General features: G+C 61.2%; 9 protein-coding genes and 1 other RNA gene. 2 read left to right on the top strand and 8 right to left on the bottom strand.

The window, feature by feature from the left end:
- Positions 1 to 79 precede the first annotated feature (79 nt).
- The 8 genes from ACKLNA_RS21060 to ACKLNA_RS21025 all read right to left on the bottom strand — a co-directional run bounded on the left by ACKLNA_RS21060 (position 80) and on the right by ACKLNA_RS21025 (position 12,064).
- Complete coding sequence (locus ACKLNA_RS21060; protein ID WP_408986970.1) at positions 80 to 586, bottom strand: DUF4823 domain-containing protein; 507 nt, start codon at positions 584 to 586, stop codon at positions 80 to 82.
- A gap of 124 nt (positions 587 to 710) precedes the next feature.
- A complete protein-coding gene (locus ACKLNA_RS21055) occupies positions 711 to 2,669 on the bottom strand; it encodes a hypothetical protein (protein ID WP_408986969.1) in 1,959 nt (652 codons plus the stop codon).
- Positions 2,670 to 2,900: 231 nt separating this feature from the next.
- Positions 2,901 to 2,997: signal recognition particle sRNA small type (ffs, locus tag ACKLNA_RS21050), an RNA gene on the bottom strand.
- A 111-nt stretch (positions 2,998 to 3,108) separates the two neighbouring features.
- A complete protein-coding gene (locus ACKLNA_RS21045; RefSeq protein ID WP_408986968.1) occupies positions 3,109 to 4,275 on the bottom strand; it encodes a putative zinc-binding metallopeptidase in 1,167 nt (388 codons plus the stop codon).
- A 68-nt stretch (positions 4,276 to 4,343) separates the two neighbouring features.
- Positions 4,344 to 6,701, bottom strand: a complete 2,358-nt coding sequence (ligA, locus tag ACKLNA_RS21040) for an NAD-dependent DNA ligase LigA (protein ID WP_408986967.1) — start codon at positions 6,699 to 6,701, stop codon at positions 4,344 to 4,346.
- Positions 6,702 to 6,788: 87 nt separating this feature from the next.
- The gene (gene zipA, locus ACKLNA_RS21035; protein ID WP_134826014.1) at positions 6,789 to 7,655 is read right to left on the bottom strand and encodes a cell division protein ZipA; all 867 of its coding nucleotides are present in this window, start codon (positions 7,653 to 7,655) and stop codon (positions 6,789 to 6,791) included.
- 258 nt (positions 7,656 to 7,913) lie between these two features.
- The gene (gene smc / locus ACKLNA_RS21030; protein WP_408986966.1) at positions 7,914 to 11,402 is read right to left on the bottom strand and encodes a chromosome segregation protein SMC; all 3,489 of its coding nucleotides are present in this window, start codon (positions 11,400 to 11,402) and stop codon (positions 7,914 to 7,916) included.
- A gap of 2 nt (positions 11,403 to 11,404) precedes the next feature.
- Positions 11,405 to 12,064: a GntR family transcriptional regulator gene (locus ACKLNA_RS21025; RefSeq protein WP_408986965.1), complete on the bottom strand. Its 660-nt coding sequence runs from the start codon at positions 12,062 to 12,064 to the stop codon at positions 11,405 to 11,407.
- Positions 12,065 to 12,330: 266 nt separating this feature from the next.
- On the opposite strand from ACKLNA_RS21025, the gene xdhA reads away from it, so the two are divergent.
- The gene (gene xdhA, locus ACKLNA_RS21020) at positions 12,331 to 13,785 is read left to right on the top strand and encodes a xanthine dehydrogenase small subunit (RefSeq protein ID WP_408986964.1); all 1,455 of its coding nucleotides are present in this window, start codon (positions 12,331 to 12,333) and stop codon (positions 13,783 to 13,785) included.
- Positions 13,778 to 16,177 (top strand): xanthine dehydrogenase molybdopterin binding subunit, encoded by a 2,400-nt coding sequence (xdhB, locus tag ACKLNA_RS21015; protein WP_408986963.1) that lies wholly within the window; start codon positions 13,778 to 13,780, stop codon positions 16,175 to 16,177. The genes xdhA and xdhB overlap by 8 nt, the downstream gene beginning before the upstream one ends.
- Positions 16,178 to 16,213: the final 36 nt, after the last annotated feature.

Genomic DNA, 16,213 nt, shown 5'->3' with positions numbered 1-16,213 from the left:
TGTCAACACCCACAAAAAAAGGAACCCGTCTGACGAGTTCCTTTTTTCATTGCCGATGCTTTTCAGCCAGCTGCAAAACTCAATACTGAGCCTTCACATAACTCTCGATAGGTTTCTGCAGCAGATCCTGTGGATGATCGCCGCCAAACGTCAGCCACTTGCTCTTGCCTGACACCACGGTCGACGCCAGAGGTTCATCGCCCTTCGCGCCGTAAATCGCCAATTTCACTTCGATCCGGTCCGGGATACCCGACCACTCTGTAGCCCGGTCTTCCCAATGCAGGATTTCCGGCACGACGTAGTACCCGGCATTCCCCTGCTTTCTGATACAGGCAAGATCCGCACAGGATTCGGACACTTTCACCTGATTGGCATAGCGGGCAAATGCCGACCGGACCGCGTCCGCCGTCATGGCGCCCGACGCTTTATAAACGGTGGTCTCGTAACGACCATCGACAGGCGTTGCGATAGAGACCGACTGACCTTGAATCAATTTTTCAGGACTTGTCGTCAAATCCTGCTGAACGTACTTGGCGGAACAGCCTGACATCAGAACAGATAAAACGATGATTGAACGCTTGAACACAGTGTCTCCATGACTTTCGATACGAGAAGAGCTCAACCCGCTGAATAGAAGGTTGAAGCGCGCGAATGCTACTAATGCGCCATCACGATGTCCATGACCGAAGGACCTCAACAGCCCGGCACCATCAATGCCCCGCCGTATCACGGAATTTCTGATATTCGTGATACTCGACCCACGCCACCACATCGTACGGCACGTAAAGCTTCAGCCTGGCGCGGGAGATGGCGATGTACACGGCGCAGATCCGCTGGTCGAGCGCGTAGGCATCCTTGAATTTCTCGTTGGTCAGCAGCCCGGGGGTCAGCAGCACTTTGTCGAACTCCATGCCCCCTGCCTCTTCCGCCAGCATCAGCATGCAGCCGTTGCCAGTGTTGTCGATCATTCGGTTCAGGCGTGTCAGGTCGGCGATCATGAAGCCGTTTTCCAGCTTGGCCCTGACCCGCAGAAACGATTCGTCGAACCGGTTGGCGTCGCACACCGCTTGCCAGTCAGGCAGGTCGCTGAAGTACGGATGCACGCCGTTTTCGCTGAATTCGGAGCGGTAGAAGTCCGGCTTGAACAGTTCGATGGCGGTGGCCATGAAATGCTTCAGGTCATCCTGGGTTCGCTTGTCCGGGAATCTGAATTTGCAGTTGGAATCGTGCAGGTGAATGGCCCAGATCATGCTGTCCCACGGCGATGCCGTCAGCACCACGCAACCTTCGGATGGCACGAAACCTTCCGGGTACTCCTTGATGACGACGTCAGCGTCACTGGCGCCTTCGAACGGAATCTTGCCCTTCTGCGAGTGCCGGGCGATCAGCGGGTTGACCAGCCGCTCGACGTTGCGGCCCGAGCGCACGGAATAGCTGATATCGCTTTGGCGAACCTCACGGTGACGCTTGACCGGCACGCCGCTGGCCTGTTGATACTCGTCGCCGAGGGTGATCAGCACCTGGCGGCCGCGTTCGATGATCTGCAACAGCGAGCCGGGAATGTCCTGGCTTTCGTCGATCAGCACGTGCGTGTAGCGCGCCGGCACCACGCAACCGGCGATACAGGCGCGCTTGATCATCAGCAGCGCTTCGAACCCGGTCTGGTTGCCCCACGCCGGATTGAGCTCGAGGTAGCCCCACAGCCGGCTCGAATACTCCAGCAACACTTGCGCGTCCACGCTGGAGAGCGGCTGGTTGAAATGCGGCAGATGCTTCGCGGAAAAAGTGTGATCGCGGAAACGGCAGTAGCGCTCGATCACTTTGAGGCAGAGTTCAAGGGTCGCCTGCCCGTCGTGGTGGCGAAAACCGTAGATGTTCAGTTCCTGCGCCAGCGCCTGCCGGCTCAGGATTCGAGCAGCTCCTTCCGGCTGAGGCCTGCGACCGAGCATCAGCGACTGGGCAAACGCCAGGAAGGTCTTGCCGGCCTTTTTCTCGCTCGGCCCTACCATGCGCTGGCGAAGCACTTCGAGCTTGGCCGGGGTGCGCGCCAGCAACAGGGTCTTTTCCGGCCGCAGATGCTCCAGCAACGCCACCAGCAGATGGCTTTTGCCAATCCCCGCGTAGCCTTGAACGTGCAGGTCTTCGTCCAGATTGGCGCGGAAGGTCCTGACCAGTTTGTCCTGTGCCGGGCTCAACCAGCGCTCGCGCTGCCGGGGCGTCACGATCTGCTGACTGAACGGGTCATGGCTGCGATGGCGCCGGACTTTGTATTCGAAATCCCACTGACCATCGGGCAATAAGTAGTCGCGTGCGGACACTTCTTCGGCCAGCAGAAATCGCAGGTTCAGTGGTTTGAGCACCTTCAGGCCGAAATACAGTTTGCGCGGGTCGAACAGTCGCTGTGCTTCCGACAGCAGGCCCACCGTTGTTGACTGCCGCTTTTCGGCAGCCCAGGACAAGAGCCTGGCCAGAATTTTTTCTGCCGCCACGGCGCCGAGATCCTGCTCCGTCGTTTGCACCAGATTCTGGATGACCAGCACTGCCGCCAATTCCGGATCGGTCAGGGCTTCGAGGGCTTTGGTGCCACTCGCCTGCAACAGGTTCGCGCAGGTTTCATCCGTGACGGGCAAGAACACGGGGCTGGATAGATCGGAATGTTCCGGGAGCATAAAACCTCGCGGCCAGGGCCCAGACCTTACAAGGTCGATCCTGGCCAGACTCTTCATTTATTTCGGTTGTGGCGAGTATGCGGGATTGGAGAGCAAATGATTACCCCGTGTCGGCGCCCTCGCGAGCAGGGGTTTGGGGACGAACCGCCAAATCGCAGGCATAAAAAAACCGCAGTGGGCGAAACCCATGCAGTTCGGCGTTGATTCGTTCGATGTTCGTTAAGGTGGTAACCCTACCAGCCACACCCCGGCACACAATGTTCCCGCTGTGGCTGCTGCCTTCCGGCTCTGACCAGGTTCACGGGTAATCGTTGCGGGGGGACCGATAGGGTCACCATAACGACACTCGCCTGTCGGCGAGCCGCGCCATTGTACCTATCTGAGACGAAGTTACAACCGCTCGTTGCAGATTAAAAATATGAAGGGCTTCAAGCACTTGCTATTGCGCCTGAAGCACCTCGTCCGCGCGGCCGCCCTCTTGCTGGATCACCAGATGAATGAAATGCAGCTTGGCGATTGCCGCAGGCGGCAGCACGAACGGATAGAAATCCGGCTGGCCCATGCTGCGCGACAGTTCGTTGAGCATGCCGGCCAGTTCGATCCACGCGTTGACGAACGACAGGAACGCCGCGCCGCCGGGATGCTCGGGGTCGTACAGCGTACTTGATGGAAACGGCTGGTAATCGAGGTCCATCTCCCGGGCGCTCATGCCGAAACCGAGCGCTGTGTCCACCGCGTCCATCATGTGCAGGTAATGGGCCCAGGTTTCCGCCCAGTCTTCCCACGGGTGCATGGTGGCGTAGGCGCTGACGTAATGCTGCGACCAGTCCGCCGGCGCGCCCTGTTGATAATGCCGCTCCAGCGCCTCGGCATAACTGGCGCGCTCGTCGCCGAACAGGTTGCGGAATGAACCGAGCCACGGGCCGTTGGCGATCAGGCGATCCCAGTAGTAATGCCCGACCTCGTGACGAAAATGCCCGAGCAGCGTGCGATAGGGTTCGTGCATCTGCGCCCGGACCTGTTCGCGGTGGGCATCGTCGGCTTCTGCGATGTCGAGGGTGATCAGGCCGTTGGCATGACCGGTCATGGGAGCATTGCCCTCCAGATCGACGCCGATGAAATCGAACGCCAGGCCGGTGTCTTCATCGACGGCTTTCGGGACGACCGGCAGGCCGAGGCTGATCAGTTGCGCCACCAGTCGGCGCTTGGCGATTTCCACCTTGCGCCAGCGCTCGGGATTCTCCGGGACGGACAGATCGGGAATGGTGCGATTCAGATCGCAGGCCGCGCACAGGGTGTCGTGATCGTTGGCGCACAGCAGCCAGTTGCAGGCCGCCGGGGTATCGAGGTTGGCGCAGCGCCGGAACAGGCCGGCCTCGGGGTCGGCATCCAGCGTCCAGGTGCCCTCTTGCGGCCCCGGTTGCAGCGAGGTCAGCCGACTGTGCTCCGGTTGATAACCCAGTGCTGCGTTGCAGGCCAGGCACTGACTGTTGCGAAAGAACAGCGACTGGCCGCAGCGACACGGCCAGACTTTGCTGTTGCGCGAGGATTCGCCCATGAACGGCGCGACGATGCGGGAACTGAGCTGCTCGAAAAAGCGGTACATGGCGATCTCTCCCTGGGGCTTGCCAAGACTAGATCATTCCCGCGAGTCGATCGTTCCCGCGCGTTGCGTCAGGCAGAAATACCGTGCCCTTTCAGGAATGCGATAAACGCCTCTTCATCCATGACCTTTACGCCCAGCTCGTTGGCCTTGGTCAGTTTCGACCCGGCGCCCGGCCCCGCGACCACGCAATGGGTCTTGGCCGACACGGAACCGGCGACCTTGGCGCCAAGGCTTTCCAGGTGTTCCTTGGCGACATCGCGGCTCATCAGCTCGACCTTGCCGGTCAGCACCCAGGTTTCGCCGGCCAGCGGCAGGCCTTCGACGACTTTCTTCTCGCTTTGCCAGTGCATGCCGAAATCACGCAGCTGTTTCTCGGCACTTTCCGCCAGTTGCCGATGCTCGGGCAGTTCGAAAAACTCACGCACCGAGTTCGCCTGTTTCTCCGGCAATGCCTGGCGCATGTCCAGCCAGTCAGCGTTCATCACCCCTTCCAGCGATTCGAACTTGTCCGCCAGCTTCTGCGCCCCGCCCGGCCCGACCGAAGGAATGTGCAGCTTGTCGAGGAGGCCACCCAGCGTGGTGCTCGCGGCAAACTCGGCGCCCAACTCGCCCTGATCCTGAATCTGCAAGCCGTGGCCCAGCAGTTCGGTGATCACTTGCTGGTTGTGCGCATCCTCAAAGAAGCTGTGAATCTCGTGGGCCACTTCCAGACCGATGTCCGGCAGGTACGTCAGCACTTGCGGCAAGGCTTGCTGGACGCGCTCCAGCGACCCCAGCGAGCGCGCCAGCACCTTGGCCGTCTCCTCGCCGACATCCGGGATACCCAGCGCGTAGATGAAGCGCGCCAGACCCGGCTTCTTACTGTCTTCGATGGCGGCCAGCAACTTGTTGCTCGACACCTCGGCAAAGCCTTCCAGATCGACGATGTCGTCGAACTTCAGCGCGTAAAGATCGGCCGGCGAACTGACCAGACCTTCGTCGACCAGTTGCTCGACGCTCTTGTCACCGAGGCCTTCGATGTCCATCGCGCGACGCGATACAAAGTGAATGATCGCCTGCTTGAGCTGCGCACCGCAGGCCAGACGACCGACGCAGCGGTAAACCGCGCCTTCGCTGATGGTTTCCTTGCCCTTGCTGCGTTTGACCAGTTGCGTGCGCTCGACGTGGGAGCCGCAGACCGGGCAGTTCTCGGGAATCTGCACCGGCCGCGCATCTTCCGGGCGGCGATCGATGACTACTTGCACCACTTGCGGAATCACGTCACCGGCACGGCGAATGATCACCGTATCGCCGATCATCAGGCCCAGGCGCGCGACTTCGTCCATGTTGTGCAGCGTGGCGTTGGCCACAGTGACGCCGGCAACCTTGACCGGTTTCAAGCGCGCCACGGGAGTGACGGCACCAGTGCGGCCAACCTGGAATTCCACATCGAGCAGTTCGGTGAGCTCTTCCATGGCCGGGAATTTGTGCGCAATGGCCCAGCGCGGCTCGCGGGCGCGGAAGCCCAGTTCGCGCTGGTCGGCAATGCTATTGACCTTGAACACCACACCGTCGATTTCATAGGCCAGCGAGTTACGGCGCTCACCGATATCGCGGTAATAGTCCAGGCACTCGCCGATGCCTTTGGCCAGTTTCAGTTCATGGCTGATCGGCATGCCCCAGGCTTGCAGTTGCTTGAGATTGCCGATGTGGGTGTCGGAGATGTCATGGGACACCTGGCCGATGCCGTAGCAGCAGAATTCCAGCGGGCGGTTGGCGGTGATCTTCGAGTCCAGCTGACGCAGGCTGCCGGCCGCCGCGTTGCGCGGGTTGGCGAACGTCTTGCCGCCGACTTCCAGTTGCGAGGCGTTGAGACGCTCGAAACCGGCCTTGGACATGAACACTTCGCCGCGCACTTCCAGCGTCGCCGGCCAGCCTTCGCCGTGCAGCTTCAGCGGGATGTTGCGCACCGTGCGCACGTTGACGCTGATGTCTTCGCCAGTAGTGCCATCGCCGCGAGTGGCGCCGCGCACCAGCACACCGTCTTGATACAGCAAGCTGACCGCCAGGCCATCGAGTTTCGGCTCGCAGCTGTACTCCACCGCCGCGCCACCGCCGAACAGGTCACCGGCCGGCAGGTCCAGACCTTCGGTCACCCGGCGGTCGAACTCGCGCATGTCGGTTTCTTCGAAGGCGTTGCCGAGGCTGAGCATCGGCACTTCGTGACGCACCTGGGTGAATGCGGTCAGCGCCACGCTGCCGACGCGCTGGGTCGGCGAGTCGCTGGTGATCAGTTCCGGATTGGCCGCTTCCAGCGCCTTGAGCTCATGGAACAACCGGTCGTACTCGGCATCCGGAATGCTCGGCTCATCGAGGACGTGATAACGGTAGTTGTGCTGATCGAGTTCAGCGCGCAGCTCTAGAATGCGGTCTTTGGCGGCAGTCATGGGTGTTCTCTCATAAAGCAAAAGAGCAGCCGAGGCTGCTCAATCTATTTTGCCGATTGCCCCTGTATTGCGAGGCAACCTTTTCAATCAACGCTTCTGGGTCAGGGCGCGACGTTCGAATTCGACGATGCGCTGACGGTAGTGCTCGATGGTCTGCGCGGTCAGGACGCTGCGCTGGTCATCTTTCAATTCGCCGTTCAGTTCCTGGGACAGCTTGCGGGCTGCTGCGACCATCACGTCGAAGGCCTGCTTCGGATGACGCGGGCCTGGCAGGCCGAGGAAGAAGCTCACCGCCGGGGTGCTGAAATGGTCGATGTCGTCCAGATCGAAGATGCCCGGCTTGACCGCGTTGGCCATGGAGAACAGCACTTCGCCGTTGCCGGCCATGCTTTCGTGACGGTGGAAAATGTCCATTTCGCCGAAACGCAGACCGCTTTCCAGAATGTTCTGCAACAGTGCCGGGCCCTTGAAGCCGGCCGGGTCGCGACAGATCACGCTGATCACCAGCACTTCTTCGGCTTGTGGCTGATCCTTGTCGGCAACCGCCGGCGACGACTTGGCGACAGGCTCGATGAAGTCATCGTCACGGCTGCTGAAGCTCGGGCCGCCGTCCAGATCCAGATCGAGGTTCAGGTCGCCCTGGGCCGGACCATTGTTGCCACGCTTGCCGCGCTTGGAACCGGATTCGCGAGGCTCGCGTGGTTCGCGGGCCGGCATGCTCACCGATGGCAGGTCGTGCTCGTCCAGTTGCGGCTCTTTATGAGTATCCAGTACGCGGGCCGGGCCCAACAGCTCGGCGCTGGTGTCCTCGTCCGGCAGGTTGGACAGACTTCGGTCAAGACGGAATTTCAGTTTTCCCTTGCCGCCGCGCATACGGCGCCAGCCATCGAAAAGAATACCGGCTATCACAATGATGCCGATGACGATCAGCCACTCGCGCAGACCGATTTCCATGTAATCCCGTGCCTCTATAAAAAATGCTGAAAAATAAGGGGTTTACACTGTGCAAACCGCTTTAAAACGTGGCGCCAACTCTATGTTCTGACAGGCGTTTTGCCCACGTATACGAAAAATTGACATTAAACTAGCACGACCAAAGACAACTTTACACCGTCTGTCTCATTGGCTTGCGCGATTATGTCGATTGGCCAGCAAGTCGAAGTCGGTAAATATGTCCTACAGACTGCAAATACCTTTTCCGACAGCGCCGGCTCAGGCATCCACCATCGCCATCGCCTCCTCGACATCCACGGCTACCAGTCGCGAACATCCCGGCTCGTGCATCGTCACGCCCATCAACTGCTCGGCCATTTCCATGGCGATCTTGTTGTGGGTGATATAGATGAACTGCACGGTCTGCGACATCTCTTTGACCAAGCGTGCGTAGCGTCCAACGTTAGCGTCATCCAGTGGCGCGTCAACCTCATCGAGCATGCAGAACGGCGCCGGATTCAGCTTGAAGATCGCAAAAACCAGTGCCAGTGCGGTCAGGGCTTTTTCGCCGCCGGACAGCAAATGGATGGTGCTGTTCTTCTTTCCGGGCGGCTGCGCCATGATCGTCACCCCTGTATCGAGTAGATCTTCGCCCGTCAGTTCCAAATACGCGCGTCCTCCACCGAAAACTTTCGGGAAAAGCGCCTGTAAACCGCCATTGATCTGATCAAAGGTATCTTTGAAACGGTTTCGGGTTTCCTTGTCGATCTTGCGGATGACGTTTTCCAGGGTCTCCAGTGCTTCGACCAGATCGGCGTCCTGGGCATCCAGATAACGTTTACGCTCGGATTGTTGCGTGTATTCGTCGATCGCCGCGAGGTTGATCGCGCCCAGGCGCTGAATGCGTGCGGCGATGCGTTCCAGTTCTTCTTCGGCCTCCTTCTCACTGGCCTCGGCGCTCAGGGTATTGAGCACGCCGTGCAAATCGTAGCCGTCTTCCAGCAGTTGATCCTGCAGCGCCTTGCGGCGCACGGTCAGGGCCTGCCATTCCATGCGTTGCTGTTCGAGCTGGCCACGGATCAATTGCGATTGCTGCTCGGCCTGGGTCCGGCGTTTTTCCGCGTCGCGCAGCTCGCGGTCGGCGTCCTCCAGGGCGATTTGAGCAGTCTTGAGTTCATCGTCGACGCTCATGCGTTTGTCGAGCAACTCTTCGAGCTTGAGGCGCAGCTCTTCCAGCGGCGCCTCGCCCTCCTCCAGATTCAGACTGAGCTGTTCCCGTTTTTCGGTGAGGCGCTCGGCCTGCATCTCCAGACGTTCAAGGGCCTGGCGGGTCGAATCATGCTGCGCCCGCAGCGAGCCGAGGCGCACGGCCAATTGATGCGCGTGATCCTTGTGCTGGCGGGCTTCCTGACGCACCCGGTCGAGGCGCTCGCGCAGGCTGTCACGCTGGGCCAGCAGCAACTCGCGCTGCTCGGTGTCGAGGGCCATGGCGTCGAGGGCGTCCTGCAACTGGATCCGCGCTTCGCCGATGTTTTCGTGTTCCAGTTCGCGCTGTTCGGCGAGTTCGACCAGCTCTTCGTCGAGACGGGTGCGACGCAGCGTCAACTGTTCGGCCTTGGCTTTGCCGGCGGACAGTTGGGCTTTCAATTCGCCTTGCTGGCGGGCTTCGTCTTGCAACAAACGACGCAAATGTTCGCGACCGTTTTCCTGCTGACGCTGTTGCGCACGCAGGGTCTGCAAACGGGTTTCCATGGCTTCGACCGTGGCTTCGCGTTCTTCGCGTTCCGCATGCAGCGATTCGATTTCCTGGCCGCGCGCAAGCATGCCGCTTTCGGCTTCGCTGGCACGGCGTACCCGCAGGAAATGCCGGCCGACCCAGTAACCGTCTCTGCTGATCAGGCTCTGCCCGGCAGCCAGTTGGCCGCGCAGGGCTAGCGCCTGCTCAAGGCTGTCGACCGGTTTGACCTGACCCAGCCATGGCGACAGATCAACCTGCGCCTCGACTTTGTCCAGCAGGCTGCCGGCCACGCGCACGCCGTCATTGCCGGGGCTGAGCAAACGCAGATCGCCCTGGGCAAAACCGGACAAATCGAAACCGCCGAAGTCATCCACCAACACCGCTTGCAGGTCGGCGCCAAGCACGGTTTCCACCGCCAGCTCCCAACCGGCCTCGACCTTCAGGCCTTCGGCCAGACGCGGGCGCTCGGCGAGGTTGTGTTCCTTCAACCATTCGGCGGTGCCGGTGCCCGGATCGAGCGCGGCCTGCTGCAAGGCTTCGAGGGACGCGAGGCGACCGTTGAGCCGCTGCAAATCGCCCTGCGCCTGTTGCTGCGCGGTCAGCGCCTGCTGCAATTCCTGGCGCAGTTGCTCGAGTTTTTCGACCTGGGCTTCTTCACTGGTCTGCAGATCTTCAAGGGTCGCTTCGGACTCGGCGAGCTGCTCGCTGAGTTCCATGATCGCCGCGTCTTCCGGATCGGCCGAGAGCAGCGCGCGCTCCTCGCCCAGTCGTTTTTGCCGATCGGCCAGGCGCTCCATGCTGGTTTCCAGCTGCTGGATGCGCGACTGCTGCACTTCGGCCTGACGGCGCGGTTCGGCGGCGGTCAGGTTAAAGGCGTCCCACTGCTCCTGCCAGCCGTGCATGACGGTTTCGGAATCTTCCAGCGCCGCGGCGGCTTCTTCGGCGGCGGCGTTGGTGATTTCCTGCTCGGGGGTCAGTTGATCGAGCTCTTCGCCGAGGGTCAGCAGCAAGGTGCGGTCGTGGCCCAGGTGCGATTCGGTTTCGAGGCGCGCGCGCTCGGCTTCCTTCAAGTCGTCCTGCAACTGACGCAAGCGTTGCTGGCCGTGCTGGATGCTCTGCTCGACCCGGGCGATGTCACCGCCGACCGAATAGAAGCGCCCCTGCACCAGATTGAAGCGCTCGGACAGGTCATGGTGACCGTCGCGCAGACGCTCAATCGCCGCGTCGGCGTTGCGTTGCTCGGCGACCAGCGCTTCGAAGCTGATTTCCTGGTTGCCGATGATCGATTCGCGCTGGCCGACCTGATCGTTCAGATCCTGCCAGCGCAGGGCCGACAGTTGCGCCTTGAGCTGGCGCTCTTCGGCCTTGAATTCCTGATACTTCCTCGCGGCTTCGGCCTGACGGTGCAAGCGTTCGAGCTGGCGCTCGAGTTCTTCGCGCAGGTCGGTCAGACGGGCAAGGTTTTCGTGGGTGCGGCGGATGCGGTTTTCGGTCTCGCGCCGGCGCTCCTTGTACTTGGAAATACCGGCGGCTTCTTCGATGAAGTTACGCAGGTCCTCCGGTTTGGACTCGATCAGCTTGGAGATCATCCCCTGCTCGATGATCGAGTAACTGCGCGGGCCGAGGCCGGTGCCGAGGAAGATGTCGGTGATGTCGCGACGACGGCATTTGGCGCCGTTGAGGTAATAAGTCGTCTGGCTGTCGCGGGTCACCTTGCGGCGGATCGAAATTTCCGCGTAGGCCGCCCACTCGCCCAGCAGCGTGCCGTCGGAGTTGTCGAACACCAGTTCGATGCTCGCCTGACTCACCGGTTTGCGGCTGGTCGAGCCGTTGAAGATGACGTCGGTCATCGACTCGCCGCGCAGGTTCTTCGCTGAGCTTTCGCCCATCACCCAGCGTACGGCGTCGATGATGTTCGACTTGCCACAACCGTTCGGCCCGACGACTGCCGCCATGTTGCTGGGGAAGTTCACCGTGGTCGGATCGACGAAGGATTTGAACCCCGCCAGCTTGATGCACTTGAGCCGCAAGGTCAGGCAACCGTCAGGGCGGACACCACCAGATCGCAGCTGCGCTGGGCGTAAGCCGTCAGCACGATGCGGATCAGCGGCAGGTCACGGGCGAGGACGGCGGCGAGCAGGCGTTCGAACAGCTCGAGGAACTCGCTCATCTCGGCCTTGCGCTGCTCCAGCGCAAGGAAGTACGCACGGCTCATGGCCGGTTGCAGGTTTTCCACCGTTTCTTGCAGGTACGGGTTATTGGCGAACGGATACGCAGCGCGCATCACGTTGAAGCTGTCGTCGACGAAGGTGCGGATGTCCTGACGCTCGTAGCTGGCGCTCAGGCGCTGCTGGATCTGCACGAACGGCGCCATATCGGCCTGGACTTGCCAGCCATTGGCCACTGCGTTGCCGAGCAGGATGTACAGCTCGCTCATCAACGTGCACAGGCTCTGCACCTTGTGCGCCGTAAGCTCGGTGACGTGGGCGCCGCGGCGCGGCAGGATCGCGATCAGATGACGGCGTTCGAGGATCAGCAAGGCTTCGCGGACCGAGCCGCGGCTGACGTTCAGCGCCAGCGTGACCTTCTGTTCCTGGATGCGCTCTCCCGGCTTCATTTCGCCGCGAATGATCCGTTCGGCGAGGTGGTGAGCGATTTGCTCGGCGAGGCTGTCCGGCGCCTTGAACGTCATGGTTGTCCTTCAAACTCTTCGATCTGCACAAGCGGCGCAGTGTAGCGCAATGCGCGTTCATGGCGGAGTGCCCGCACAGCGGTTTTTGGCACGAATCCCGCAAAAAAGCGCTTGATCCAATGAGGGTCAATACTGAAGAGACACGTTGCAAAGCGACAAAACGGTTTTTCCTGACCTTTAAGTCAGAAAACCATTGACCGAAAAGTCAGACCTGCTAAATTCGGCTCAAGTCGCTTAACAACAATAATGAGTCTGCGAGGCCTTCCGTGATCCAGTTTTTACTCAACCAGGAACTCCGTAGCGAGCACGCCCTGGACCCGAACCTGACTGTGCTCAACTACCTGCGTGAACACGTGGGCAAATCCGGCACCAAAGAAGGCTGCGCCAGCGGTGACTGCGGCGCGTGCACGGTGGTGGTCGGCGAGTTGCAGACGGATGACGATGGCCGCGAGCACATTCGCTATCGCAGCCTCAACTCGTGTCTTACGTTCGTTTCGTCGCTGCACGGCAAACAACTCATCAGCGTCGAAGACCTCAAGCACAAGGGCGAATTGCACAGCGTGCAGAAAGCCATGGTCGAGTGCCACGGTTCGCAGTGCGGTTTCTGCACCCCCGGTTTCGTGATGTCGCTGTTCGCCCTGCAAAAGAACAGCGATGCACCGGACCATGCCAAGGCCCACGAAGCACTGGCTGGCAACCTTTGCCGTTGCACCGGTTACCGGCCGATCCTGGCCGCCGCCGAACAATCCTGCTGCGGCAAGCAGCCGGATCAGTTTGACGCCCGGGAAGCGGAAACCATCGCCCGCCTCAAAGCGATTGCCCCGACATCGATCGGCGAACTCAACAGCGGCGACAAACGCTGCCTGGTGCCGCTGACCGTGGCTGACCTGGCCGATCTCTACGACGCTTATCCACAAGCCCGACTGCTGGCCGGCGGCACCGATCTGGCGCTGGAAGTCACCCAGTTCCACCGCACGCTGCCGGTGATGATCTACGTCGGCAACGTCGCCGAAATGAAGCGCATCGAGCACTTCGAGGATCGCATTGAAATCGGCGCCGCCACCGCCCTCTCCGACTGCTACGAAGCGTTGAACGCCGAGTACCCGGACTTCGGCGAACTGCTGCACCGCTTCGCCTCCCTGCAGATCCGCAACCAGGGCACCCTCGGCGGCAACATAGGCAACGCCTCGCCGATCGGTGACTCGCCGCCCCTGCTGATCGCCCTCGGCGCGCAGATCGTGCTGTGCAAGGGCGAGACCCGCCGCACGCTGGCCCTCGAGGATTACTTCATCGATTACCGGGTCACCGCGCGCCAGGAAAGCGAGTTCATCGAAAAAATCATCGTCCCGCGCGCCACGGCCGAGCAGCGCTTCCGCGCCTACAAAGTCTCCAAGCGCCTGGACGACGACATCTCTGCCGTCTGTGCCGCGTTCAACCTGCGCGTCGAAAACGGCGTGATCACCGACGCCCGCGTCGCCTTCGGCGGCATGGCAGCGATCCCGAAACGCGCCGCCCATTGCGAAGCCGTGCTGCTCGGCCAGCCGTTCAACAATGCTGCCGTCGAACGTGCCTGCATCGCGCTGGGCGAGGATTTCACCCCGCTCTCGGACTTCCGCGCCAGCAAGGAATACCGCCTGCTCAGCGCGCAGAACCTGCTGCGCAAATACTTCATCGAACTGCAAACACCGCACATCGAGACTCGGGTGACCGCTTATGTCTAACCATCACGGCGTAGAGAAAACACAAGCTGAACTGGCTGAACTGTTCGCCAGGGACCTGACCACCGGTGTCGGCCGCAGCGTCAAGCACGACAGCGCCGCCAAGCATGTGTCCGGTGAAGCGCAGTACATCGATGACCGCCTGGAATTCCCCAACCAGTTGCACGTTTACGCACGGTTGTCGGATCGCGCCCACGCAAAAATCATCAGTATCGACACCAAGCCCTGCTACGCCTTCGAAGGCGTGCGCATCGCCATCACCCACGAAGACGTGCCGGGCCTGAAAGACATCGGCCCGCTGCTGCCGGGCGATCCGCTGCTGGCCATCGATGACGTGCAGTTCGTCGGCCAACCGGTATTGGCCGTGGCCGCGAAAGATCTGGAAACTGCACGTAAAGCTGCGATGGCCGCGATCATCGAATACGAAGATCTGGAACCGGTGCTGGACGTGGTCGAAGCCCTGCGCAAACGCCACTTCGTGCTCGACAGCCACACCCACCAGCGCGGCGATTCGGCCAACGCCCTGGCCACCGCTGAACACCGTATTCAGGGCACGCTGCACATCGGCGGCCAGGAACACTTCTATCTGGAGACGCAGATCTCCTCGGTAATGCCGACCGAAGACGGCGGCATGATCGTCTACTGCTCGACCCAGAACCCCACCGAAGTGCAGAAACTGGTGGCCGAAGTCCTCGACGTCTCCATGAACAAAATCGTCGTCGACATGCGCCGCATGGGCGGTGGTTTCGGCGGCAAGGAAACCCAGGCCGCGAGCCCGGCCTGCCTGTGTGCGGTGATCGCGCACCTCACCGGCCAGCCGACCAAGATGCGCCTGCCGCGCGTCGAAGACATGCTGATGACCGGCAAGCGTCACCCGTTCTACGTCGAGTACGACGTCGGCTTCGACAGCACCGGGCGCCTGCACGGTATCGCCATGGACCTGGCCGGCAACTGCGGCTGCTCGCCTGACCTGTCGGCCTCGATTGTCGACCGGGCAATGTTCCACTCGGACAACTCGTACTACCTCGGCGATGCGACCATCAACGGTCACCGCTGCAAGACCAACACCGCGTCGAACACCGCGTACCGTGGTTTCGGCGGCCCGCAAGGGATGGTCGCAATCGAAGAAGTGATGGACGCCATCGCCCGTCACCTGAACCTCGATCCGCTGGCCGTGCGCAAGGCCAACTACTACGGCAAGACCGAACGCAACGTCACCCATTACTACCAGACCGTCGAGCACAACATGCTCGAGGAAATGACCGCCGAACTGGAAGAAAGCAGCCAGTACACCGAGCGCCGCGAAGCGATCCGTCGCTACAACGCCAACAGCCCGATCCTGAAAAAAGGCCTGGCGCTGACCCCAGTGAAGTTCGGCATTTCCTTCACCGCCAGCTTCCTCAACCAGGCCGGTGCGCTGGTGCACGTCTACACCGACGGCAGCATCCACTTGAACCACGGTGGTACGGAAATGGGCCAGGGCCTGAACACCAAAGTCGCGCAGGTCGTGGCCGAAGTGTTCCAGGTGGAAATGGACCGCGTGCAGATCACCGCGACCAACACCGACAAGGTGCCGAACACCTCGCCGACTGCGGCGTCCAGCGGTGCCGACCTCAACGGTAAAGCCGCGCAGAATGCCGCCGAGATCATCAAGCAGCGCCTCGTCGAATTCGCCGCGCGGCACTACAAGGTCAGCGAAGAAGACGTGGAATTCCACAACGGCCACGTCCGTGTGCGCGATCACATCATGACCTTCGAAGCGCTGATTCAATTGGCGTATTTCAATCAGGTCTCGCTGTCGAGCACCGGGTTCTACAAGACCCCGAAAATCTACTACGACCGCAGCCAGGCCCGTGGCCGGCCGTTCTACTACTTCGCCTTCGGCGCGGCGTGCTGCGAAGTGATCGTCGACACCCTGACCGGCGAATACAAGATGCTGCGTACCGACATCCTCCACGACGTCGGCGCCTCGCTGAACCCGGCCATCGACATCGGCCAGGTCGAGGGCGGCTTCGTCCAGGGCATGGGCTGGCTGACCATGGAAGAGCTGGTCTGGAACAACAAAGGCAAGCTGATGACCAACGGCCCGGCCAGCTACAAGATCCCGGCCGTGGCGGACATGCCGCTGGACCTGCGGGTGAAGCTGGTGGAAAACCGCAAGAACCCGGAAGACACGGTGTTCCACTCCAAGGCTGTGGGTGAGCCGCCGTTCATGCTCGGCATCGCCGCGTGGTGTGCGATCAAGGATGCGGTGGCCAGTCTGGGCGACTACAAGCACCAACCGAAGATCGACGCGCCGGCAACCCCGGAGCGTGTGTTGTGGGGTTGCGAGCAGATGCGTCAGCTCAAGGCGGTGAAGGCCGTCGAGGCTGAAACCGAGTTGGCTCCGCTCTAGGATCGAGGCGCGGCCTTCGCGAGCAGGCTCGCTCCC

Source organism: Pseudomonas sp. UV AK001, from assembly GCF_046097675.1.
Classification (GTDB): domain Bacteria; phylum Pseudomonadota; class Gammaproteobacteria; order Pseudomonadales; family Pseudomonadaceae; genus Aquipseudomonas; species Aquipseudomonas kribbensis.
Note: the sequence above shows the minus strand (reverse complement) of the source record. Positions and strands in the feature narration are given on the sequence as shown.

What these genes read in the sequence shown, in the direction of transcription:
- ligA (WP_408986967.1), bottom strand. Translation starts at nt 6,701, where the DNA reads ATGACTGCCGCCAAAGACCGCATTCTAGAGCTGCGCGCTGAACTCGAT.
- ACKLNA_RS21025 (WP_408986965.1), bottom strand. Translation starts at nt 12,064, where the DNA reads ATGACGTTCAAGGCGCCGGACAGCCTCGCCGAGCAAATCGCTCACCAC.
- xdhB (WP_408986963.1), top strand. Translation starts at nt 13,778, where the DNA reads ATGTCTAACCATCACGGCGTAGAGAAAACACAAGCTGAACTGGCTGAA.
- ACKLNA_RS21055 (WP_408986969.1), bottom strand. Translation starts at nt 2,669, where the DNA reads ATGCTCCCGGAACATTCCGATCTATCCAGCCCCGTGTTCTTGCCCGTC.
- ACKLNA_RS21045 (WP_408986968.1), bottom strand. Translation starts at nt 4,275, where the DNA reads ATGTACCGCTTTTTCGAGCAGCTCAGTTCCCGCATCGTCGCGCCGTTC.
- zipA (WP_134826014.1), bottom strand. Translation starts at nt 7,655, where the DNA reads ATGGAAATCGGTCTGCGCGAGTGGCTGATCGTCATCGGCATCATTGTG.